18 protein-coding genes are annotated in these 21,314 nt (G+C 57.7%); 13 read left to right on the forward strand and 5 right to left on the reverse strand.

Translation table 11 applies throughout. The features are described from left to right. Positions 1–85: 85 nt before the first annotated feature. On the reverse strand, positions 86–865 hold the full coding sequence (gene yaaA / locus J3P91_RS04900) for a peroxide stress protein YaaA (RefSeq protein ID WP_434569716.1): 780 nt from the start codon (positions 863–865) through the stop codon (positions 86–88). Between the two features lie 317 nt (positions 866–1,182). Here yaaA and J3P91_RS04905 point away from each other — a divergent pair, with 317 nt between their 5' ends. From J3P91_RS04905 to moaE, 5 genes are all read left to right on the forward strand, one after another. After that, positions 1,183–2,307: a polysaccharide deacetylase family protein gene (locus J3P91_RS04905; RefSeq protein WP_434569715.1), complete on the forward strand. Its 1,125-nt coding sequence runs from the start codon at positions 1,183–1,185 to the stop codon at positions 2,305–2,307. A gap of 340 nt (positions 2,308–2,647) precedes the next feature. Beyond that, on the forward strand, positions 2,648–4,042 hold the full coding sequence (locus J3P91_RS04910; protein ID WP_030139644.1) for a PhoH family protein: 1,395 nt from the start codon (positions 2,648–2,650) through the stop codon (positions 4,040–4,042). Positions 4,043–4,289: 247 nt separating this feature from the next. Next, on the forward strand, positions 4,290–4,763 hold the full coding sequence (moaC, locus tag J3P91_RS04915; protein WP_434602883.1) for a cyclic pyranopterin monophosphate synthase MoaC: 474 nt from the start codon (positions 4,290–4,292) through the stop codon (positions 4,761–4,763). After that, entirely contained in the window at positions 4,760–5,002 is a 243-nt protein-coding gene (locus tag J3P91_RS04920; protein WP_434602884.1) for a MoaD/ThiS family protein, read from the forward strand. Before moaC ends, J3P91_RS04920 begins: the two co-directional genes overlap by 4 nt. Positions 5,003–5,005: 3 nt before the next feature. Then, positions 5,006–5,458 carry a molybdopterin synthase catalytic subunit MoaE gene (gene moaE / locus J3P91_RS04925; RefSeq protein WP_305496593.1) on the forward strand — a complete coding sequence of 151 codons (453 nt, stop codon included), beginning with the start codon at positions 5,006–5,008 and terminating at the stop codon, positions 5,456–5,458. An 82-nt stretch (positions 5,459–5,540) separates the two neighbouring features. Here moaE and rhlB read toward each other — a convergent pair whose 3' ends face one another. Continuing rightward, positions 5,541–7,016, reverse strand: a complete 1,476-nt coding sequence (gene rhlB / locus J3P91_RS04930) for an ATP-dependent RNA helicase RhlB (RefSeq protein WP_434569712.1) — start codon at positions 7,014–7,016, stop codon at positions 5,541–5,543. 98 nt (positions 7,017–7,114) lie between these two features. Then, the gene (locus J3P91_RS04935; RefSeq protein ID WP_434602885.1) at positions 7,115–7,771 is read right to left on the reverse strand and encodes an alpha/beta hydrolase; all 657 of its coding nucleotides are present in this window, start codon (positions 7,769–7,771) and stop codon (positions 7,115–7,117) included. Positions 7,772–8,243: 472 nt separating this feature from the next. Between J3P91_RS04935 and J3P91_RS04940 the strand changes: the two genes are divergently transcribed. The 4 genes from J3P91_RS04940 to J3P91_RS04955 all read left to right on the forward strand — a co-directional run bounded on the left by J3P91_RS04940 (position 8,244) and on the right by J3P91_RS04955 (position 12,405). Next, complete coding sequence (locus tag J3P91_RS04940; protein ID WP_434569710.1) at positions 8,244–9,275, forward strand: amino acid ABC transporter substrate-binding protein; 1,032 nt, start codon at positions 8,244–8,246, stop codon at positions 9,273–9,275. Positions 9,276–9,340: 65 nt separating this feature from the next. Beyond that, positions 9,341–10,522, forward strand: a complete 1,182-nt coding sequence (locus J3P91_RS04945; RefSeq protein ID WP_305496587.1) for an amino acid ABC transporter permease — start codon at positions 9,341–9,343, stop codon at positions 10,520–10,522. A gap of 10 nt (positions 10,523–10,532) precedes the next feature. Then, a complete protein-coding gene (locus J3P91_RS04950) occupies positions 10,533–11,630 on the forward strand; it encodes an amino acid ABC transporter permease (RefSeq protein ID WP_186610952.1) in 1,098 nt (365 codons plus the stop codon). 10 nt (positions 11,631–11,640) lie between these two features. After that, entirely contained in the window at positions 11,641–12,405 is a 765-nt protein-coding gene (locus J3P91_RS04955) for an amino acid ABC transporter ATP-binding protein (RefSeq protein WP_003178331.1), read from the forward strand. Positions 12,406–12,461: 56 nt separating this feature from the next. On the opposite strand, the gene J3P91_RS04960 is transcribed toward J3P91_RS04955, so the two are convergent. Then, a complete protein-coding gene (locus J3P91_RS04960; RefSeq protein WP_434602886.1) occupies positions 12,462–12,905 on the reverse strand; it encodes a type II toxin-antitoxin system MqsA family antitoxin in 444 nt (147 codons plus the stop codon). A gap of 84 nt (positions 12,906–12,989) precedes the next feature. Here J3P91_RS04960 and J3P91_RS04965 point away from each other — a divergent pair, with 84 nt between their 5' ends. The 4 genes from J3P91_RS04965 to J3P91_RS04980 all read left to right on the forward strand — a co-directional run bounded on the left by J3P91_RS04965 (position 12,990) and on the right by J3P91_RS04980 (position 15,882). Next, positions 12,990–13,649, forward strand: coding sequence for a FadR/GntR family transcriptional regulator (locus J3P91_RS04965; RefSeq protein ID WP_434602887.1), 660 nt, complete (start codon positions 12,990–12,992; stop codon positions 13,647–13,649). Further along, a complete protein-coding gene (locus J3P91_RS04970; protein WP_434602888.1) occupies positions 13,639–14,967 on the forward strand; it encodes a CynX/NimT family MFS transporter in 1,329 nt (442 codons plus the stop codon). The genes J3P91_RS04965 and J3P91_RS04970 overlap by 11 nt, the downstream gene beginning before the upstream one ends. An 87-nt stretch (positions 14,968–15,054) precedes the next feature. Then, positions 15,055–15,525 (forward strand): nuclear transport factor 2 family protein, encoded by a 471-nt coding sequence (locus J3P91_RS04975; protein WP_434569706.1) that lies wholly within the window; start codon positions 15,055–15,057, stop codon positions 15,523–15,525. 42 nt (positions 15,526–15,567) lie between these two features. After that, positions 15,568–15,882 (forward strand): GIY-YIG nuclease family protein, encoded by a 315-nt coding sequence (locus J3P91_RS04980; protein ID WP_434602889.1) that lies wholly within the window; start codon positions 15,568–15,570, stop codon positions 15,880–15,882. A 119-nt stretch (positions 15,883–16,001) separates the two neighbouring features. Here J3P91_RS04980 and J3P91_RS04985 read toward each other — a convergent pair whose 3' ends face one another. Beyond that, positions 16,002–21,116 carry an RHS repeat-associated core domain-containing protein gene (locus J3P91_RS04985; protein ID WP_434602890.1) on the reverse strand — a complete coding sequence of 1,705 codons (5,115 nt, stop codon included), beginning with the start codon at positions 21,114–21,116 and terminating at the stop codon, positions 16,002–16,004. Between the last annotated feature and the right edge of the window lie 198 nt (positions 21,117–21,314).

The raw sequence follows: 21,314 nt of genomic DNA on the forward strand, positions 1-21,314 counted from the left end.
AAAGTGTCAAGTGCGGTGGGGAAGTGGGATGACAATATAGCGGGATGATCGAGGCCCCTTATCGGGGCCCGAAACAGGTGTTGCGTTATTGCGGGGCGTGGTCGCGCAAAAAGACCAACTTGTTCGGGGAGGATTGTTCGGGGTTGTAACGATAGCCCTGTACATCGAAGTGTCTCAGTTGCACGGGATCGTTGATGCGCTGCTCGATGACAAACCGGCTCATCAAGCCCCGGGCTTTCTTGGCGTAGAAACTGATGATCTTGTATTGGCCGTTCTTCAGATCCTTGAACTCGGCATCAATGACGCGGGCTTTCAGTGCGCTACGCTTGACCGCCGAGAAATATTCATTGGAAGCCAGGTTCAACAGTACGTCGTCGCCCTGATCGGCCAAGGCTTCGTTCAGCCATTCGCTGATGCGGGTGCCCCAGAATGCATAAAGGTCCTTGCCCCGGGCATTGGCCAGCTTTGTGCCCATCTCCAGGCGATAAGGTTGCATCAAGTCCAGCGGACGCAGCAGACCGTAGAGGCCGGAGAGCATGCGCAGGTGCTGTTGGGCGTAGTCAAAATCGGCTTCACCGAGGCTTTGCGCGTCGAGGCCGGTATACACATCGCCCTTGAACGCCAGCAACGCCTGTTTGGCATTGGCCGGGGTAAACGCCGGGTTCCAGCTGCCGAATCGCGCGGCATTGAGGCCGCCGATCTTGTCGGAGACGTGCATCAACTCGCTGATCTGCGCCGGCGAGAATTCGCGCAATTGTTCAATCAGCTCTTGGGAGTGATCCAGGTACTGCGGCTGGGTAAAACGCTCGGTGGCCGGCGGTGTTTCGTAATCGAGGGTCTTGGCGGGGGAAATCACCATCAGCATGCAAACGTCTCCTTTAAGGGTGCGGCGATTCTAGGGGGTTGTCCGGGTGGACTCCAGCTATTGAGGTGATAGGGGATGGGTGGTGGGCGGATTGATTGCAGAGAAGCCTTTGTGGCGAGGGAGCTTGCTCCCGCTCGGCCGGGCTGGCGCTCCAGTGCGCAGCGACCGTAAGATCTGGGGCCGCTGCGCCCGAAGCGTCGGACCGACCCAGCGGGAGCAAGCTCCCTCGCCACAGAAGCTCCCTCGCCAGTTTGCCAATGGGTACTGCCTCTCGATCAGCTATCATCCCGCGCGGGTTTCGTTATGGAGCATCCCTTTTGCGTATCGTCCTTTTACTGTCGGCCTGGTTGTTGAGCCTCGGCGCTTTCGCTGCGCCCAACGACGTCGCTACCCTGGACCGCAGCACCTGGCCTGAACAGCTCACCAGCCCGACGCTGTTCGATGTGGCTTCGCGGGCCGAGGTCCTGATGTTCGCCCGGGTATTGCTGGATGCCGATGCCATGGACGAAATAGCCCTCAAGCAATACCTGGGGCTGCGCTCGGTTAATATGGCCGCGGTGAACGCCTTGCGCGCGAGGCTATGGCAGCGCCTGCTTTCGAGCTACAACTTCGCCCAGCGCAGTTGCACGCTGGATGCCTCCTTCTGCTACCTCGTCGAGGACATGGCGACCCTGCGCGAAGAAGCGGCCCGGTTCCGGCTCGACGACAATTCCTATTACATCAAGTGGGCCGAGCCGAGCCGGATCTTTCATACGCAGTACCGCGACGAGCTGCTGCGCAAGGCTGCTCTGTTTCCCCAGGTCAGCAGCGAAGTAGAGCGTTTCGGCGATTACGAGCGCAACGGTGAGCAGATGAATGATCGACTGTTCTTGCTGACCTTCGACAGCGCTGCCAACGTCGCGCCGGACCACACGCCATGGCTGACCGAGTACCTGCGCAAGTCGAACATGAACGGCACGTTTTTTGTGCTGGGCAAGGACATCCAGGCGCGCCTGACAGACGGCTCGGCAAATGATCTCCAGACTCTGTTTGCTGGGCAATGCGTCGGGGTGCAGGGCTGGGAGTTCCGCTCCCACAGCCATTGGCAGGACTGGCAGGACTCGGTACGGCGCAGCGTTGACTTGGTCAAGGGCCGGCTGCCGGAGAATTACGTGCCCTTGTTCCGTCCGCCACAGGGCCAGCGTCGAGGCGATGCCCAGGCATTTTTCAGGAACCAGGGCCTGCAAGTGGCGCTATGGGATATCGATCCCCAGGACAGCACCAACCGCCTCAAGCCCGAGCAGAGTGCCCAGCGCGCGCTGACGCTGATGCTGTTGTGGCGCCACGGGGTCATCAACTTCAACGCCAAGCAGGACGCGGTGAAAACGGCGCTGCCCTGGCTCGTTACGCAAACGGCGCAAAGCGGGATCGGCTGGGAGGAGTGTCAGGACGCGTTTCGCTGAAAAAAAGGCAAAAGTCCCGTAAACATTGGGCGGGGCGGGAATCGGGTCGCGCATTCAGGGCGACCGGACTTCCGACTTTAACGGCGTCGGGGCAGTACGCCAAGGGTTATTCGTCACTCTGAAAAATAAACTTCAAAAAAGCGTCAAAGTGCTTTTTCCTGTCATCGTTTTTGGAGTATCAAGAAGTCAGACCGCCGAAACCTGCAACACAGGTGGCGTCTTCCAAGACCCAGATTGTGTGCAGTTCACCCGAAATCCTCGCGGGTGAATTCGGTGGCTACCTCGAGGCGCAGCACTGTCACGGTATTGCGTCGAATGGCCCCCACAAAGGTGACCGAGTATGGATGACCACGGACGTAGCCCTTCCTCCAACCAGCCAATCCTGTATGTACTCGATACCAACGTATTGATCCACGATCCAAACGCGCTGCTGAATTTCGAAGAACACCATGTTGCCCTGCCGATGACTGTCCTTGAAGAGCTGGACAAGCTCAAGAGTGGCCATCACAGCGTAGCGGCCGAATGTCGCCAGGCGATCCGCCTGATCGACAAGACCCTGGGCGACGCTTCCCCGGAAGACGTTGAGCTGGGCGTACCGATCCAGCGTGGCAAAAGCGGTCCCAAGGGCCTGCTTTCCATCCTGATGAGCAAACGCACCGAACCCAACCTGGTGCTGCCTGAACACCTGAACGACAACATCATCATCAACCAGTTGATCGACCTGCACGCGCGCAACAAGGATCAAGCCGTGGTGCTGGTGACCAAAGACATCAACATGCGCCTCAAGGCCCGCGCCTGCGGGATCGCGGCGGAGGACTACAGCACCGACCAACTGGTCGACGACGTATCGCTGTTGCCTAACGGCTACCACACCATGACCGGCTCCTTCTGGGACCGCGTGAGCAAGGTCGAGACCCGCCAGGACCATGGGCGCACCTGGCACCAGGTGCAACTGATCGACAACCTGCCGGCGGTGCACATCAACGAATTCATTATCGATGAACAAGGATTCGTCGGCTGGATCAAGGAAATCCAGGTCGACAAGCTGCTGATCCTCGACCTGCACCAGGAACCCCTGCTGCATCAGGAGGCGTGGGGCCTCAAGCCTCGCGACATCTACCAGAGCCTGGCGCTGTTCGCCTTGCTCGACCCGGACATCCACTTGGTCAACCTGTCCGGCGCCGCCGGTTCCGGCAAGACCATCCTGGCCCTGGCCGCCGCCATCGAACAGACCATGGTCAGCAAGCGTTACCGGCGCATCATCGCCACCCGCAGCGTGCAGGGCCTGGACCAGGAAATCGGCTTCCTGCCCGGCACCGAAGCGGAAAAAATGGAGCCGTGGCTGGGCGCCATTACCGACAACCTCGAAGCCTTGCACATGGATGACGAGAGCACCCATGGCAGCGTCGACTACATCCTCAGCAAAGTGCCGTTGCAGTTCAAATCCCTCAACTACATCCGAGGCCGCAGCTTCCAGCAGAGCCTGATCCTGATCGACGAATGCCAGAACCTGACCCCGCACCAGATGAAAACCATCATTACCCGTGCCGGCGCCGGTTCCAAAGTGGTGTGCCTGGGTAACCTGGCGCAGATCGACACCCCTTACCTGTCCGCGACCAGCTCCGGGCTGACCTACCTGACCGAACGCTTCAAGGACTTCCCCAACGGCGTCCACATCACCCTGCAGGGCGTACCGCGCTCGATCCTGGCCGAATACGCCGAATCTCATCTGTAACCCCAGCCGAACCGGGCGGCTATCAAGGTCGCCCGGTTTTTTATGACTGGACGAAAACCCTGTGGGAGCGAGCTTGCTCGCGATGACGGAGTGTCAGATAAAAATAGGTGTCTGACACGCCGCCATCGCGAGCAGGCTCGCTCCCACAAGGGATTTGCGGTAATAGATCCAAGCAGGTACGACAATCAACCCTGCCGGAATTTGACTCACAGGTTTACAATCGACGCTCCTGATCAGGAGTTACCCTGTGCTGACCCATCTCGATTCCCAAGGTCGCGCCAACATGGTCGACGTGACCGACAAGGCCGTGACGTTCCGCGAAGCCACCGCCGAAGCCTTTGTGCGCATGCTGCCCAACACTCTGCAAATGATCGTCAGCGGCGGCCATCCCAAGGGCGATGTGTTCGCCGTTGCGCGCATCGCCGGTATCCAGGCGGCAAAAAAAACCAGTGACCTGATCCCGCTCTGCCATCCGCTCATGCTCACCAGCGTCAAGGTCGAATTGACCGCCGAAGGCGAGGACCGGGTGCGCATCGTGGCCCGCTGCAAGCTGTCGGGACAGACCGGTGTCGAAATGGAGGCGCTCACCGCCGCTAGCGTCGCCGCGCTCACCCTCTACGACATGTGCAAGGCCGTGGACCGGGGCATGACCATCGAGGGCGTGCGTGTGCTGGAAAAACTCGGCGGCAAGAGCGGCCACTTCCAGGCGGATGCGTCATGAACATCACCGTGAAGTTCTTTGCCCGTTATCGCGAAGCGCTCGGCGTGGATTCGTTGAAAGTGGAGGGCGTTTTCGCCACGGTTGACGATGTGCGCGCATTGCTCGCTCAGCGTGCCGGAGCCGAAGTGCTGCGAGAGCAGAACCTGATGTGCGCCCGCAACGAAGACCTGTGCCAGCTCGATGAACCGCTGGCGGACGGCGACGAAGTGGCCTTTTTCCCCACCGTGACCGGAGGCTGAGCCATGGCGATTCGGGTGCAGGCCGAGCCGTTCGACCCGGGGGCCGAGGTCAATGCGATGCAGGCAGCAAATGTCGGCGTCGGCGCCGTGGTGAGTTTTGTCGGCTACGTGCGCGACTTCAACGACGGCCTCGATGTGTCCGGGATGTTCCTCGAGCATTATCCGGGCATGACCGAAAAAGCCCTTGGCAAGATCGCCACCGAAGCCGAGCAGCGCTGGCCGCTGCTCAAGCTTGAGGTATTGCACCGCATCGGCGCCCTGGAACCGGGTGAGCCGATCGTTTTTGTCGGCGCCGCCAGCGCCCATCGCCAGGCGGCATTTGACGCCTGCGCCTTTGTCATGGACTACCTGAAGACCCGCGCACCGTTCTGGAAAAAGGAAAATACCGCCGACGGCCCGCGTTGGGTCGAGGGGCGGGACAGTGATCATGCGGCGGCGGATCGCTGGAAGCGGTAGGCAACCTGTTGAACTGCCAGTGTATCCAAGACAAAAAAAAGCGCAGCCTGGTTGGGCTGCGCTTTCGGTACTGTGAAGACGGTTAAGGTCGCTTGCGCTCGACCGGCCGCAACAGATGAGTCGGCGGCATCTCGCAACTGATCTTGCGACCCAGCAGTGCCTCGATCGAGGGTAACTGGTAGGAATCATCCTCGCCGGCGAAGCTGATCGAAACTCCGGCGGCCCCGGCACGACCGGTGCGGCCGATACGGTGCACGTAGTCGTCCGGCACTTCCGGCAGGGTGAAGTTGATCACGTGGCTGATGCCGTCAATGTGAATGCCGCGACCGGCCACGTCGGTGGCAACCAGCACGCGGATCTTGCCTTCACGGAAACCTTCGAGTGTCTTGATGCGCTTGTGCTGCGGCACGTCGCCCGACAGTTGCGCGGCGTTGACGCCATCGCGCACCAGGCGTTCTTCGATGCGCCGCACTTCGTCCTTGCGGTTGGCGAAGACCATCACCCGCTCCCAACCGTTGTCATTGACCAGGTTGTAGAGCAGTTTGTACTTGTCGGCACCGGCGACCGCATAGATGTGCTGTTCGACATTTTCGCTGGCGACGTTTTCGGCTTCGATCTCGACGATTGCAGGATCGGTGGTCCATTGCTTGGCCAGGTTCATCACGTCTTCGGTGAAGGTGGCGGAGAACAGCAATGTCTGGCGTTCGTTTTTCGGCGGGGTCTGGCGAATGATCTGGCGTACCTGGGGGATGAAGCCCATGTCGAGCATTCGGTCGGCCTCGTCGAGCACCATCACTTCGACCATGTCCAGGTGCACGTCGCCGCGCTGGTTGAAGTCCAGCAGGCGGCCCGGCGTCGCCACGAGGATGTCGCAGTGGCGAGCCTCGAGGTGCTTGAGCTGTTTGTCGAAATCCATGCCGCCGACGAACGTCATCACGTTCAGGCCGGTGTACTTGGTCAGGTCGGCGGCATCCTTGGCGATCTGCACCACCAGCTCACGGGTTGGCGCGATGATCAGCGCCCGCGGCTCGCCCATGTAGCGTTCCTTGGGGGGCGGGGTCTGGAGCAACTGGGTGATGATCGAAATCAGGAACGCGGCGGTCTTGCCGGTGCCGGTCTGGGCACGACCGATAGCGTCCTTGCCGGCGAGGGTATAGCCCAGCACTTGCGCCTGGATCGGCGTGCAGTACGGGAAACCCAGGTCCTGGATGGCATGCATCAGCTCGGGGGCGAGCTTGAAATCGTGGAAGCGGGTCTTGCCTTCCTGGGGTTCTACGACGAAGTCTTCGAGCTTCCAGGCAACGACCGGCGGTTTGGGTGCGCGCTCGCGACGTGGCTTGGGGGCTTCGCTGCGTGGTTTTTCCGGCTCGGATGCCACCACAGGTTGCGCGACGGATGCGGTCGACGGCGATAGTTTTGCGTCCGCAACGGGGGCGGTCCGACGTGGTTGGTGCGCATCGGTGCGGCTCGCGCCGTGGACGGGGGCGCTGGCTTCAGGCGCGAGTTGCTCGGCCTCGCTTTTACCGAACATCTTCTTGAGTGCTTTGAGCACGGTCATCTCATCGGTTGGTTAAGGAATGTACGCCGGCCAGTGTAATGCAAGAAACGGGCGCGGCGTAGTGTGATCATCAAAGCGCTGGCGTGGCTATCTGCCTCTTAGCGCAAGCGTTCCGCCAGCCAGGTACCGATGTCGCGAATCTCCTCGGGTAACACTTCGTGGCCCATTGGGTATTCTTGCCATGTCACGGTGACACCATGCTGCTTCAGATACTCTTTCGCGGTCCGGCCCATCGGGTTGAGTACCACTTCGTCGTACTGTCCGTGCAGCGCCAGTACCGGAATGCGTTGCTGGCTGGCCGACAACTGCAGTTCTTCGCCGAAAGTTGGCGCATAAGTGGACAGCGCAATCACGCCGCCCAGCGGTCCCTGCCACTTGACGAATGCCGTGTGATAAACCACTGCTCCGCCTTGGGAAAAACCTGCCAGGAAAATCCGCGAGGCGTCTATTCCGCTGGCTCGCTGGGTTTCCATCAGGCTGATGACCCGTTGCGCCGAGGCTTCCAGTTGTTGCTCGTCGATCGCCCGCGCCGGGCTCAAGGCACGAATGTCATACCAGCTGGGCATGGCGTAGCCACCATTGATGGTCACCGGTTGCGTCGGTGCCTGGGGCAATACGAAGCGCGTGGTCAGCAGGCTTTGCTGCAGCATTTCGGCGACCGGCATGAAGTCGTAGCGATCGGCGCCCAGGCCGTGCAGCCAGATAACGCACGCATCGGCAGTGCCGGAGGGCTCGAGAATCAAGGGGTCGGTCATGGTGTGCTCCAAAAATGTGCGGGTGCGCTCAATCAGTGCCTGATTGCAGTGCGCGCCTGGTGCCTCAGTTAATTAGATGTCGCAATGCTACAAGTTTTTGTCTTGACGTCGCCAGTAACGGACAAGCGCAGCGGTGTGGTACGGGCTTTGCTATTGGTTTAGCCGAGTGATGATTCTTACGCAGCGCGGTAACACTATCAGCTCGACGCGACGCATGGGATATCAGAAATCCGGTGATGGATGTTCGCCAATAGCCGCTACGGGCTTCGCGAACGTGAAGGGCTACAGCCCGTTCGGCCGATTGGTGAGAAGTGAGTAAGGCGCCGTTTATAGCCGCTCTCATTTATTAGACTCATAGCGAAGGCCCAGACGTCGGTTGACCCTAAAAAAAGCCAACAAGGGTCGGCAATGCCTCAAAAGGGTGCGACAGGGTCCCAGCTCCGACACAACAAGAGCAAAACTGGAGGTTTGAATGAAGTTACTGAAATCCACCCTGGCAGTCGTGACTGCAGCAGCAGTTCTCGGTGTCAGCGGGTTCGCTCAGGCGGGTGCAACCCTGGATGCCGTGCAGAAGAAAGGCTTTGTACAGTGCGGTGTGAGCGATGGTTTGCCGGGTTTCTCGGTACCTGATGCCTCCGGCAAGATCCTCGGCATCGACGCTGACTTCTGCCGCGCCGTGGCCGCCGCCGTATTTGGCGACGCCAACAAGGTGAAATTCAGCCAGCTGAACGCCAAAGAGCGTTTCACCGCGCTGCAGTCTGGCGAAATCGATATCCTGTCGCGCAACACCACCATGACCAGTTCCCGCGACGCCGGCATGGGCCTGGTGTTCCCTGGCTTCATTACCTACTACGACGGCATCGGCTTCCTGGTAAACAACAAGCTGGGCGTCAAGAGCGCCAAGGAACTGGACGGCGCGACCATCTGCATCCAGGCCGGTACCACCACTGAGCTGAACGTTTCCGACTACTTCCGCGGTAACGGCCTGAAGTACACCCCCATCACTTTCGACACCTCCGATGAAAGCGCCAAGTCGCTGGAATCCGGTCGCTGCGACGTGCTGACCTCCGACAAGTCCCAGCTGTTCGCCCAGCGCAGCAAGCTGGCTTCGCCGAAGGACTACGTAGTTCTGCCGGAAACCATTTCCAAGGAGCCACTGGGCCCAGTCGTGCGTAATGGCGATGAAGAATGGTCGAAAATCGTCCGCTGGACTGGCTACGCCTTGCTCAACTCCGAAGAAGCCGGCATCACTTCGAAGAACGTCGAAGCTGAAGCCAAAGCCACCAAGAACCCGGACGTTGCCCGTATGCTGGGTGCTGATGGCGAATACGGCAAAGACCTGAAACTGCCGAAAGACTGGGTTGTTCAGATCGTCAAGCAAGTCGGCAACTACGGCGAAATCTTCGAGCGCAACCTCGGCAAGAGCACCCCGCTGGAAATCGATCGTGGCCTGAACGCTCTGTGGAACGCAGGCGGCATTCAATACGCACCACCAGTGCGCTGATGGTTCTATCACCCGGTGGGCCAACCACCGGGTGATGTTCTGTTCCATTCCTTGCGGGGCACTTCATGCAAAATTCAATCGGCGCACCTAAGCAGAGGCTCAGCCTCAGCGATCCACGAGTGCGTGCGTGGGTATTTCAGATCGTCACCATCGTGGCGGTCATTTCTCTGGGCTGGTTTCTGTTCGACAACACGCAGACCAACCTTGAGCACCGGGGTATTACCTCCGGTTTCAGCTTCCTGGAGCGCAGTGCCGGTTTCGGCATCGCTCAAACCCTGATCGACTACACCGAGGCGGACAGCTATGCCCGCGTCTTCGTCATCGGGCTGCTCAACACGCTGCTGGTGACCTTCATTGGTGTCATCCTGGCGACAATCCTCGGTTTCATCGTCGGCGTAGCCCGCCTGTCGAAGAACTGGATCATCGCCAAGGTGGCGACGGTGTATGTGGAGGTCTTTCGCAACATCCCGCCGCTGCTGCAGATCCTGTTCTGGTACTTCGCGGTGTTCCTGACCATGCCGGGGCCGCGTAACAGCCATAACTTCGGCGACACCTTCTTTGTCAGCAGCCGTGGCCTGAACATGCCGGCGGCGCTGATGGCTGAAGGGTTCTGGCCGTTTGTGGTCAGTGTCGTGCTGGCGATTGTCGCCATCGTGCTGATGACCCGCTGGGCCAACAAGCGTTTCGAAGCGACCGGCGAGCCGTTCCATAAATTCTGGGTCGGCCTGGCGCTGTTCCTGGTGATCCCGGCGTTGTGCGCACTGATCTTCGGCGCGCCCGTGCACTGGGAAATGCCGCAGCTCAAGGGGTTCAACTTTGTCGGTGGCTGGGTACTGATCCCGGAACTGCTGGCCTTGACCCTGGCGCTGACGGTGTACACCGCGGCGTTCATCGCCGAGATCGTGCGTTCGGGCATCAAGTCGGTCAGCCATGGCCAGACCGAGGCGGCTCACTCGCTGGGCCTGCGCAACGGTCCGACCCTACGCAAGGTGATCATCCCGCAAGCCCTGCGCGTGATCATCCCGCCACTGACCAGCCAGTACCTGAACCTGGCGAAGAACTCTTCGCTGGCGGCCGGTATCGGTTATCCGGAAATGGTTTCGCTGTTTGCCGGCACGGTGTTGAACCAGACCGGGCAGGCCATTGAAGTCATTGCCATCACCATGAGCGTGTACCTGGCGATCAGTATCAGCATTTCCCTGCTGATGAACTGGTACAACAAGCGCATTGCGCTGATCGAGCGGTGAGGAAACGCGCATGACATCCCATACTTTCAAACCTGATATGCCGCCACCGAGCAAAGTGTTCGGGCCGATGGCATGGATGCGCGCAAACATGTTCTCCAGCTGGCTCAATACGCTGCTGACCCTGTTTGCGTTCTATCTGATCTACCTGGTGGTTCCACCGATTCTCAGCTGGGCGATTCTCGATGCCAACTGGGTCGGCACCACTCAAGCCGATTGCACCAAGGAGGGCGCCTGCTGGGTGTTCATCCAGCAGCGTTTTGGCCAGTTCATGTACGGCTATTATCCAGCGGATCTGCGCTGGCGCGTGGACCTGACCGTGTGGCTGGCCGTGATCGGCGTGGCGCCGCTGTTCATCTCGCGTTTCCCGCGCAAGGCGATCTACGGCCTGAGCTTCCTGGTGTTGTACCCGATCATTGCCTGGTGCCTGTTGCACGGCGGCGTGTTCGGCCTGGCGACCGTGGCGACCAGCCAATGGGGCGGCCTGATGCTGACCCTGGTGATCGCCACCGTCGGTATTGCCGGCGCTTTGCCGTTGGGCATCGTCCTGGCGCTGGGGCGTCGTTCGAACATGCCGGCGATTCGTGTGGTCTGCGTGACCTTCATCGAGTTCTGGCGCGGCGTGCCGTTGATCACGGTGCTGTTCATGTCCTCGGTGATGCTGCCATTGTTTCTGCCTGAGGGCATGAACTTCGACAAGCTGCTGCGGGCATTGATCGGCGTGATCCTGTTCCAGTCGGCCTACGTGGCCGAAGTGGTGCGTGGCGGTCTGCAAGCGATTCCGAAGGGGCAATACGAAGCGGCCGCGGCGATGGGCCTGGGCTATTGGCGCAGCATGGGCCTGGTGATTCTTCCGCAAGCCCTGAAGATGGTGATCCCGGGGATCGTCAACACCTTCATCGCATTGTTCAAGGACACGAGCCTGGTGATCATCATCGGCCTGTTCGACTTGCTCAACAGCGTGAAACAAGCTGCCGCCGACCCGAAATGGCTGGGCATGGCCACCGAAGGCTATGTATTCGCCGCCCTGGTGTTCTGGATTTTCTGTTTTGGTATGTCCCGCTATTCCATGCATTTGGAACGCAAGCTGGACACTGGCCACAAGCGTTAGGAGTTGACTCATGAGTGAAGCGATCAAACAGCCTGTGAGCCCTGAAGGCATTATTCAGATGCAGGGCGTGAACAAGTGGTACGGCCAGTTCCACGTGTTGAAAGACATCAACCTGAACGTCAAGCAGGGCGAGCGTATCGTCCTGTGCGGCCCGTCGGGTTCCGGCAAGTCCACCACCATCCGCTGCCTCAATCGCCTGGAAGAACACCAGCAGGGCCGCATCGTGGTCGACGGCGTGGAACTGACCAACGACCTCAAGCAGATCGAAGCGATCCGTCGCGAAGTCGGCATGGTGTTCCAGCACTTCAACCTGTTCCCGCACCTGACCATCCTGCAGAACTGCACCCTGGCGCCGATGTGGGTGCGCAAGATGCCCAAGCGCAAGGCCGAGGAAATCGCCATGCATTATCTGGAGCGCGTACGCATTCCGGAACAGGCGCACAAGTACCCGGGCCAGCTTTCTGGCGGTCAGCAGCAGCGCGTGGCGATTGCCCGCGCCCTGTGCATGAAACCGAAGATCATGCTGTTCGACGAACCGACCTCGGCCCTCGACCCGGAAATGGTGAAAGAGGTTCTGGACACCATGATCGGCCTGGCCGAAGACGGCATGACCATGCTCTGTGTGACCCACGAGATGGGTTTCGCCCGCACCGTGGCCAACCGCGTGATCTTCATGGACAAAGGTGAAATCGTTGAACAGGCTGCGCCGAATGACTTCTTCGACAACCCGCAGAATGACCGTACGAAGTTGTTCCTGAGCCAGATCCTGCATTGATCGATCTCAGGCAGTGAAAATAGACCCGGACTTGTCCGGGTTTGTTTTTTTTCGGGTCAGGAATCCGCCGTGTCATGTTCCGGATGGCGACCCGACAACAGTTGCTGCAAATGGGCTTCGTCGTTCAGCGAGTGGACTTCAGCCATCAGGTGCGGATGCCGATCAAGCAGGCGCATCAGCACGAATAACGACTGAGCCGGGGTAACTTCGCCGCGTTCATAACGGGAGAACGCATTATGCCCGCCTCCGGATAGCAGCTTCACCGCGTCTTTTTGCGTGAGGTGCAGTTTGCGGCGGATGCGTTTGATTTCCGCACCTGTCGCCAGCGCGTAGTCTTCCAGCAATCGATCGCTGGCCCTGGAGTAACGTTCGGCGCTGTCGGTGTCGTGATCGAATTCGATTTCACCGCAGATCCGGCATTCCCATCCGGCAATATGGTGTACTTGCCGAGTCACCTGCCTGTAGTCGACCGTAAAGCTACGGCCTTTGAAGTGATGCATCGCCTCGATGGCGTTGCCGTCCTACGCGAAGCTGACTAACATGTCAGAAAATTCATCCCATGATTGGATGAAAAGGCGAGCCCGATGTCAGAGATGTCCCCGCTAATAAAGCGCTCCCTGGTCGATCAAGCCTTGGAGCAACTGCGCCAACGCATCAGCGACGGCGTGTGGGCTGTCGGCCAGCGCCTGCCTACCGAGCCGGAATTGGTCGCCGAGCTAGGCATCAGCCGAAACACGGTGCGCGAAGCCATGCGCGTACTGGCGTTTTCCGGATTGATCGAGATTCGTCAGGGCGACGGCAGTTACGTGCGTGCGGTCGTCGACCCGCTGGACACGCTCAAGGCACTATCCCGTTGCTCGTTGGAGCAGGCCCGGGAAACCCGGCACATCCTCGAAGTCGAGGCCATCGGCCTGGCGGCGCTACGGCGCACCGAGGAGGATCTGCTTGCCTTGCGCCAGGCGCTGAAAACCAGCGGCGAGCATTATCACGGCGACCTGGAGCACTACATCGCCTGCGACCTGGTGTTCCATCGCCTGCTGGTGGACGCCGCGCACAACCCGGCCCTGAGCGAGCTGTATCGCTATTTCTCCAGCGTGATCGGCGCTCAATTGCGCCAGAGCCTCAATATCATTCCCCGCCATCAACACGTGTTCGACCTGCACATCGAAATCCTCGAAGCAGTCGAACGCCAGGATCCGGAGCGGGCCAAGGCCCTCTGCCGGCAGTTGATCAATGAACCCTGAACCCGAGCTTTCCATGTCCCGCGATCCGCTTGACTGCACTACCGCAACGCCGAACAAACGCGGCGCCGAACTCGAAGAATTGCTGATCGACGCCGAGGCGGACGACGAGCAGGCCCAGCAGAGCCAGCCGCTGATGCGTCGGCCCTGGTTGTTGTTGCTAGGCCTGATCCTGGTCGCGTTGAACCTGCGCCCGGCCTTGTCGAGCATGGCGCCGCTGCTCAGCGAAGTGTCGAAGAGCCTCGGCCTGTCGGCCGCCCAGGCCGGTCTGCTGACAACCCTGCCAGTGCTCTGCCTGGGCCTGTTCGCGCCATTGGCGCCAGTGCTGGCGCGCCGCTTCGGCGCTGAACGAGTGGTGCTCGGGATCCTGCTGACGCTGGCAGGCGGCATCATCCTGCGCAGCTCGTTCGGCCAGTTCGGCCTGTTCGCGGGCAGCATCCTCGCTGGCGCCAGCATCGGTGTGATCGGCGTGTTGCTGCCGGGCATCGTCAAGCGCGACTTCGCCAGGCAGGCCGGCACCATGACCGGCGTCTACACCATGGCGCTGTGCCTGGGTGCGGCGATGGCGGCCGGCGCGACGGTGCCATTGAGTGAACACCTGGGCCATGACTGGGCCCTGGGCTTGGGCTTCTGGATGCTGCCGGCCCTGCTGGCCGCCGTGTTCTGGCTGCCGCAAGTGGGCCAGAAACACGGGGCGCATCAAGTGGCGTATCGTGTCCGCGGGCTGCTGCGTGATCCCCTGGCCTGGCAGGTGACCTTGTACATGGGGCTGCAATCGTCCCTGGCCTACATCGTGTTCGGCTGGTTGCCGTCGATCCTCATCGGTCGCGGGCTGACCCCGACCCAGGCGGGGCTGGTGCTGTCCGGCTCGGTAATCGTGCAACTGGTCAGCTCTCTCGCGGCGCCCTGGCTGGCAACGCGCGGCAAAGACCAGCGCCTGGCGATCGTGATCGTCATGCTGATGGTGCTCGGCGGGCTGTTCGGCTGCCTCTACGCGCCCATCGAAGGGTTGTGGGGCTGGGCGATCCTGTTGGGCCTGGGGCAGGGCGCGACGTTCGCCCTGGCTCTGACGCTGATCGTGCTGCGCTCGCGCGACGCCCATGTGGCCGCCAACCTCTCCGGCATGGCCCAGGGTTTTGGTTATACGCTGGCGTCATTGGGGCCGTTCGCGGTCGGCGTGGTACATGACTTGACCGGCGGCTGGAATGCCCTGGGCTGGATCTTTGGCCTGGTTGGCCTGGGCGCGATCATCGCCGGCCTCGGCGCCGGTCGAGCGTTGTATGTCGGTGTCGTCAGCGAAAGAGTCGGCGAGCTTCGCTGATGTCATTTTCATAGCGAATGACGATAGTGTTCCACGCGACGGCAGATTATCGTGCAGGCCTACTGAAACGATTTTCGGAGTCCGTCCATGAGCGATGCCCACACAGCCCTGATCACCCGGTTCTACCAGGCATTCCAGCGCCTCGATGCCGAGGCCATGAGCGCCTGCTACACCGATGACGTGGTGTTCAGTGATCCGGCCTTCGGCGAACTGCGTGGGCGCGATGCCGGCGACATGTGGCGCATGCTCACCACGCGGGCCAAGGATTTTTCCCTGACGTTCGATAACGTGCGCAGCGACGAACGTTCCGGCGGCGCCCATTGGGTGGCGACTTATCTGTTCAGCCAGACCGGCAATACAGTGGTCAACGACATCCAGGCGCGCTTCGTGTTTCGTGACGGCAAGATCTGCGAACACCACGATCATTTCGACCTGTGGCGCTGGTCGCGCCAGGCCTTGGGCACCAAAGGCCTGCTGTTGGGTTGGACACCGCTGGTGCGCAACGCCGTCCGCGCCCAGGCGCTCAAGGGGCTGCGGGCGTTCCAGGCCAGTCGCTGATAAGATCGCGGCTTGTTTCCATCGCGGCTGTTGAATATTTCCGTGACCACCATCGAATCATCCCCCGGCCTCGCCGCCCCCGCCACGCCCGAACCGGCCAAGCCCTGGTTCGTCTATCTGGTGCGCGCCGCCAACGGCTCGCTGTACTGCGGCATCAGCGATGACCCGGTGCGGCGTTTCGCCAAGCATCAGAGCGGCAAGGGCGCGCGTTTCTTTCTCTCCAGCCCGGCGGTCGCGCTGGTCTATACCGAGGCCTGCCGTGACAAGGGCGAGGCGTTGCGGCAGGAGCGGTTGATCAAGAAGTTGAGAAAAAAAGCCAAGGAAGTTTTGGTTGGGGGCTATAGCTCTGGCGCGTGACTAAATCTCTATTGTCTGCAGTTTAAGTTTTAATGGCCAGCGCCCAACAATGTTGAGCACCGGCTTAAATGTAGTGTATGTCAGTGTCTAGTATTCCTAGATTTCATAAGTGGCTGGAACTAAAAGAGCCTCAAATGTCGCCGAAAATACTTCACAGCCCCCCAGCTGTTACGGCCGATCGTGCCGCGACAAAAGTTTCCTACAATGCGGTCATAATGAAAGCCTTCATTATGTATCGTGTTGATTAAATCGCTGAAGCGCATGGTGTCGATTGGGCGAACTATGTCCGCATTTAATGTTTTTGAGATATAGATCAGATCTGCCTGGTAGTTTGTGGATAGCATGCCGCTCTCAAGGTGCGACGCAGCTTTATATTCGGAGAGTATGTAATCCGGGATATCCGTGGCTCCGGGGGCGTATCTGTAAGGAGTTCGGTTATTCACCAGATCAGCCCACGACGAACCTTTATCCCCAGCTTGCGTCCCTAAACCTGAGCGAAACTGTACGTCGGTCTTAGGCAATGGTTTGAGCATGTAACGACCTCGCGCAAATCCATGCGCGTCTATGAGCAGAGTTCGGCTGTTTGGTCCACCAACATACATCTCATAGCTCGATATTAAGGCTTGCTCTCCAGCAACACCCTTGACAGTGCCAGTAACTGCCTGTCCTGCTGGGAGCCTCCCCCCACGAGGTATGAATTTTTGTACTCCCTGTCGAAGTCCTCTAGAGACCGCCTTAGCCATTGCGCCACCCACCCCGACGGCGACATTTGCAAGTCCCGTGCCCATAGAAATCCAACCCAATCTTTCCGACAGTTCTGGATCGCTTTCCTGAGTGGCTGCCGCGGCAATTCCAAATGCTCCTGATACAGTGGCCAATCCTACGGTAGCGACGGTCATTACAGTACCCCCGGTAACAGGGGTGAGGATCAGGCCGATGGTAGCTCCGTAGAGCGCATTGAGGGTAGCTACCTGTGTAGGGGTAAATAGGGGGGTAGTGGTCCTCATAACTTCCTTCCGGACGATCCGCGCGTGACCGCTGGGGTCGCTGAAGTTGATCGGGTTATTATCGCAGTAGCAATAGCTATTGAGGCCGCCCTCATCAAAGGGGCTGAGGATGTCTGGTGCTTGAAAGCATTGATTCACCGGGTCGTAGACACGGTAACCATTACCGAGGGGGTACGTGCCTGTGACCCGGTCAATCGGTTGACCATTGAAACCCAGCCAACTGGGCTTGGTCCTGTCATCGGGCCGATAGCCAAAAGGCGTGTACGCAAAGAAAGTCGGCGAATTGTCAGAAAGGTTATAGCTGGCGACCAGGGTGCCATGTGCATCCTTGATCTCGAAGCTGTTGGAAATGCTGGCCTCCCCCTTGCTGTTCTCCAGCGTCTGTTGTTGGAGGACGCAGGCGCTGCTGTCGTTCAGGAGCGACAAAGTCCGATAATACTGCTCTCCATCAATCTGCAGCTCAGCTTTACGAGCATATTGGTAGTGGTCCTTGTAATAGTACTGCTCGGAATAATCAGCTCCAGAGCACGCGACCTGTCTGCCCGAAGGGTCATATATGTATTCGTAGCTGGTGTCGGGAATTTGTGTTTTCAGATTACCCAATCTCGATGCCTGGTTGTAGCGTAGGGTTTTTCCGTGACTGTCTTTATGTAGACGGCCCAGTTCGTCGTACGTGAATGTTGTAGGCGGATAATTCTCTGCGGAGTGAGAGATAGACTTCAGCTGGGTGTAGTCAGTCTCATCATACGTATATTTAGTAGTGTTCTCGCCTTGTGCAAAAATACTGCTGCATTCGCTGATATTGCCAAATGCATCGTAAACAAACGTTTGCTCATTTAAAGAGTTTCCTTGAGGGTCAAGCGGTACCTCGCTGCCAGAACACCAATAGCGCTCGAGACGCCCTTCAGGGGTATAGCTGAATTCTTCCCGGCGCAGCAGCTCTTCATTCGCGAGCATTTCCGTGCTGGCCAACCACCCACCTTGATAGGTTCGCTTGATTGCAAGCTCCGCAAAACCTTCAACAGTGAAGCGGCGTTCGCTTTCGCGCAGTTGTTCATCGTAGGTGTAGGCGATGGCCATACAGCGTCCGCTGTCTATGTCTGTGACGGTTTCCTCACTCAAGGCGCCGCTGTCGTCGTAGCTTAAACTTGTTATCACCTTATCGCTCGATGATCCCGTGGGGCGCCCTAGCGAGTCGTACTCATATTTTGTTGTATGGCCAAAGGCATCCTTGCATTCAAGCAACACACCGCCTAACGAATATGTAAAACAGGCCTCAGTCAAGGTTGTGTCTGGATAACCGGTAGCCTTTTCAGTAACCTTGCCGGTGTATCTATCGTAACTCGACTCGAAGCTTGGTGTCTGGGTCGGCTGGAAGACGTCGGAGGGTGTAAGACTGCTTGCCCCCAATGAACTATCACCTGCGTAGTTATAGGTATAGGTCTGCTGTCTTCCACCGACCTGTACTTCATTGAGACGTCCTAAACCATCGAATTTACGCTTACCGAATGTATGAGCCTCTGTGTCCTCAGGTGTCTGAATACTCGCAGACGCGACCGCCATTACGGGGGCATGTGCTGGGTAACCGTAACAGGTCACCGTACCTGCGTGAGTCATGCTGATCATGCGGCCAAAATGATCATAGTCATATTGGCTATTTTCGCCGGTGGACGAGACTTCCTCGCTTAAACGGCCCCAGGCGTCATAGGCGCTGATTGTTTTTTGCGCTACTGTTTCTCCACTGATTTTCTCGTCAGTTTCTTTGTCAATTTTTACTACTGTACTGAAGAACTCATTTTCCTGTATCTGCCCACCTTTCCCGTCATCCTTGATCCGGGTGCGGACGCCGCTGGAGTAGTCTCCCCATTCCCGCCATTGCTTGGACTCGCGTGAAATCGGGTCGTAATCGAAACAGGTGGCACCCGCGCCGTCGAGCTGAATCTTCGAGCGTTGGCCCCAGTCGTTGTAGGTTGTGACCAGTTGACTTTCAAACAATAATCTACCGTCCGGACGGTAGTCGTACTCTGTGGTCTGTTTTTCGCGACCCAGTTCGTCATAGGTCGTGCTGGACAAAGTACGCCAATCGTTGATACCCCAAATATAGTGTTTCGTACTTACGATTCTCCCCAGGGCATCGAACTCCTCCCGATACTCCTCTGATTTACCCTTCTCATTCGTAGGGGTAAAAGTTGAGCGGCACTGGAGGCCGTTTTCAGTGTAGTAAGTAAAACCGGTTCTACTGCGCAGTTCATCGCTTTGATAGAAATCATTTTTACCGATCAGGCGGCCCATATAGTCGTACTCATAGTACGTTTCGTTACCGAGACTATCGACGGTCATGATCACTTCTGCGGTGAGCGCTGAAACTGTCTGGCTGGTAATGACGGGGATATTTTCCGCCGTTGTCAGGGTGCTGGTGGTGGTCAAATTGCGGCCTTGAAGTTTGTACTGCCTTGTGATTGTCTGGCCAGAAAGCGGCACCTCATTGCCTTGGCTATCGAGGATCTGCTGGGTAATGGACTTCACTCGGCCGAAGGTGTCTGGGGCGTTGATGTCGGTGTAGTACGCCGTCGTTTCCAGCGTCATTGCGCCGTCCTGCCAGGATTTCAGTTTGACGTAATCGTCGGTTACAGGGTCGAGAACTGTAAGTTTTATCGAAGGCTTAATCGCCGGGCCGGCAAGTGTAGGATCCTTTGTCGGCACCTCAGTGTATCCATAGAAAGTCCACTTGAGATCGACGCGCTTGTCATCGCGTTTTGTATAGACTTTTTCGGATTCGACAAACACCTTGAAAAGGTTCGGGTCTCCTAGGGGGATAATGTCGATGGGTAAGTTGTAGTCTTGTTTTCCGTTAATGCCGTAGGAGTAAGCGCGGTGATGGACAGTAGCGTCGTAGTCAATCGTCCCATAGGTGAACCCTTGACTGACTTGCTTCTTATCAGTCACCAACGGCAGTATCATGTCATCGAGGAGATATCCCACAAGACCCTGCGAGTTGCCTTGCTCGCGCATGAGGATATGTTCTTCCTTGAAAGCTTTGTAATAAGTCCATTCGGTGGTGATACCATTTTCTGTTGTGCGGATCAGGTTTCCGGCCGTGTCCAATATTGATGTGGATGTTTCCGTCCTTGATGTTTCTTTATTTTTGTAGGTGTGTTGGGTTGTGTTGACTAGTTCTTTCTCTTCCTTGTGGTGCTCGCTTGTCATTTCGATTGTATGTGTGCAGTCGCCTAGAGTGTGGATCTCGCTGGTTTGAACGCCGTCGGAGTTGTAATGAAAGGCTGTGGTGCTTGGCGTTCCCTCAGTCATATTTGTACGCGTGGTGATATTTTCCTCGTATGAATAGTCGCATTTGCTTGTCAGTATGCCACTGGCGCTTAATGTATGGCAGGCTACTTTCCAGTCAGTGCCGTAAGAGATCTCTTCTCGCAGGCCTGATGGATGTTCAATTGAACAGAGCGCGCTGTATTTTTTATCGTCGCGGAAATTATACTTGAATGTTTTTGTGGCGAGTGTGCTAGATGCCTTGACTATTTTGGCTTCTGTCAGGCTTGTATTTTGGGTGTCGATTTTGAATTCATGTTTGTAACTTTCCTGTGTGCCTGGGTAAAGTTCGAAGGTGACAAGGTCTTGGGAGTATGAGACATTTAATAATATTGCGCTTTCGTCCTTTATGGACTTTAGCCGGGGTGGATAGGGTTGGACTGGGTTGTTGACTTTCGTATCTTCCCATTCTATCGTTAGCGAAAGTCCCAGCGCAGATATGATTTTTTCAGGAGTGTAGTCAGTTATAACTATGTCAGTTTCAGTGTCAGGTCTGATACTGCCTTTTTTAATAAAGTGCAGGTGAGGAACTAGTCTCTCAGTTGTTCCATCTTTATGTACGACGGTAGGGTGTCGTGGGTCGCTGCCTCGTTCCAGCGTGAAGGCCGGATGGTATAAGTCGTTCTGATCTGTCGTCCACACCCCGCCGGTTGAAAGATATAGAGTGCTGAAGCGGCTTTGCCCGTTAGTGTGAAGGTGGGTAAAGCGCAGTGCCCAGTTTCCAAGGTGGTCGTCGTATAGCTCTGGAGAATAAAAGAGATTGAGGTCCAAAAACGGTCCGCGGCCTTCGTTACCGACTATTGATGCGATAGGTAAGTAAGTATGAAATTGGCCTGTTCGAGGGTCGACTTCATGTATTTGAGGGCTTTGGGTGTCGAAAAGCGGATATTTTGTGATGTCCATGGCTCATTACCTCTTCGTGAAGGGGTTATAGAGGATTGAAATGAAGTAGCCCAAGCATTGCTGACTTCTCAGTCGTTCTCGGGTATGGAAAAATCTTAGGCGGCATGTAATGGGGAGTGAACTGTCAGAAATACTAGTTGTTTAGCTTAAAAAGAAATTAAGGCTATAACCGGATTGGTTTGTTACAGATCGGTCACT

Origin of the sequence: Pseudomonas sp. Z4-7 (genome assembly GCF_051131965.1) — a bacterium.
In the GTDB taxonomy this organism is placed as follows: domain Bacteria; phylum Pseudomonadota; class Gammaproteobacteria; order Pseudomonadales; family Pseudomonadaceae; genus Aquipseudomonas.

Excerpts from the sequence above, each read along its gene's own strand:
- yaaA (WP_434569716.1), bottom strand. The coding sequence starts at position 865 with ATGCTGATGGTGATTTCCCCCGCCAAGACCCTCGATTACGAAACACCG.
- J3P91_RS04910 (WP_030139644.1), top strand. The coding sequence starts at position 2,648 with ATGGATGACCACGGACGTAGCCCTTCCTCCAACCAGCCAATCCTGTAT.
- J3P91_RS04920 (WP_434602884.1), top strand. The coding sequence starts at position 4,760 with ATGAACATCACCGTGAAGTTCTTTGCCCGTTATCGCGAAGCGCTCGGC.
- moaE (WP_305496593.1), top strand. The coding sequence starts at position 5,006 with ATGGCGATTCGGGTGCAGGCCGAGCCGTTCGACCCGGGGGCCGAGGTC.
- rhlB (WP_434569712.1), bottom strand. The coding sequence starts at position 7,016 with ATGACCGTGCTCAAAGCACTCAAGAAGATGTTCGGTAAAAGCGAGGCC.
- J3P91_RS04935 (WP_434602885.1), bottom strand. The coding sequence starts at position 7,771 with ATGACCGACCCCTTGATTCTCGAGCCCTCCGGCACTGCCGATGCGTGC.
- J3P91_RS04940 (WP_434569710.1), top strand. The coding sequence starts at position 8,244 with ATGAAGTTACTGAAATCCACCCTGGCAGTCGTGACTGCAGCAGCAGTT.
- J3P91_RS04945 (WP_305496587.1), top strand. The coding sequence starts at position 9,341 with ATGCAAAATTCAATCGGCGCACCTAAGCAGAGGCTCAGCCTCAGCGAT.
- J3P91_RS04950 (WP_186610952.1), top strand. The coding sequence starts at position 10,533 with ATGACATCCCATACTTTCAAACCTGATATGCCGCCACCGAGCAAAGTG.
- J3P91_RS04955 (WP_003178331.1), top strand. The coding sequence starts at position 11,641 with ATGAGTGAAGCGATCAAACAGCCTGTGAGCCCTGAAGGCATTATTCAG.
- J3P91_RS04960 (WP_434602886.1), bottom strand. The coding sequence starts at position 12,905 with ATGCATCACTTCAAAGGCCGTAGCTTTACGGTCGACTACAGGCAGGTG.
- J3P91_RS04965 (WP_434602887.1), top strand. The coding sequence starts at position 12,990 with ATGTCAGAGATGTCCCCGCTAATAAAGCGCTCCCTGGTCGATCAAGCC.
- J3P91_RS04970 (WP_434602888.1), top strand. The coding sequence starts at position 13,639 with ATGAACCCTGAACCCGAGCTTTCCATGTCCCGCGATCCGCTTGACTGC.
- J3P91_RS04975 (WP_434569706.1), top strand. The coding sequence starts at position 15,055 with ATGAGCGATGCCCACACAGCCCTGATCACCCGGTTCTACCAGGCATTC.
- J3P91_RS04985 (WP_434602890.1), bottom strand. The coding sequence starts at position 21,116 with ATGGACATCACAAAATATCCGCTTTTCGACACCCAAAGCCCTCAAATA.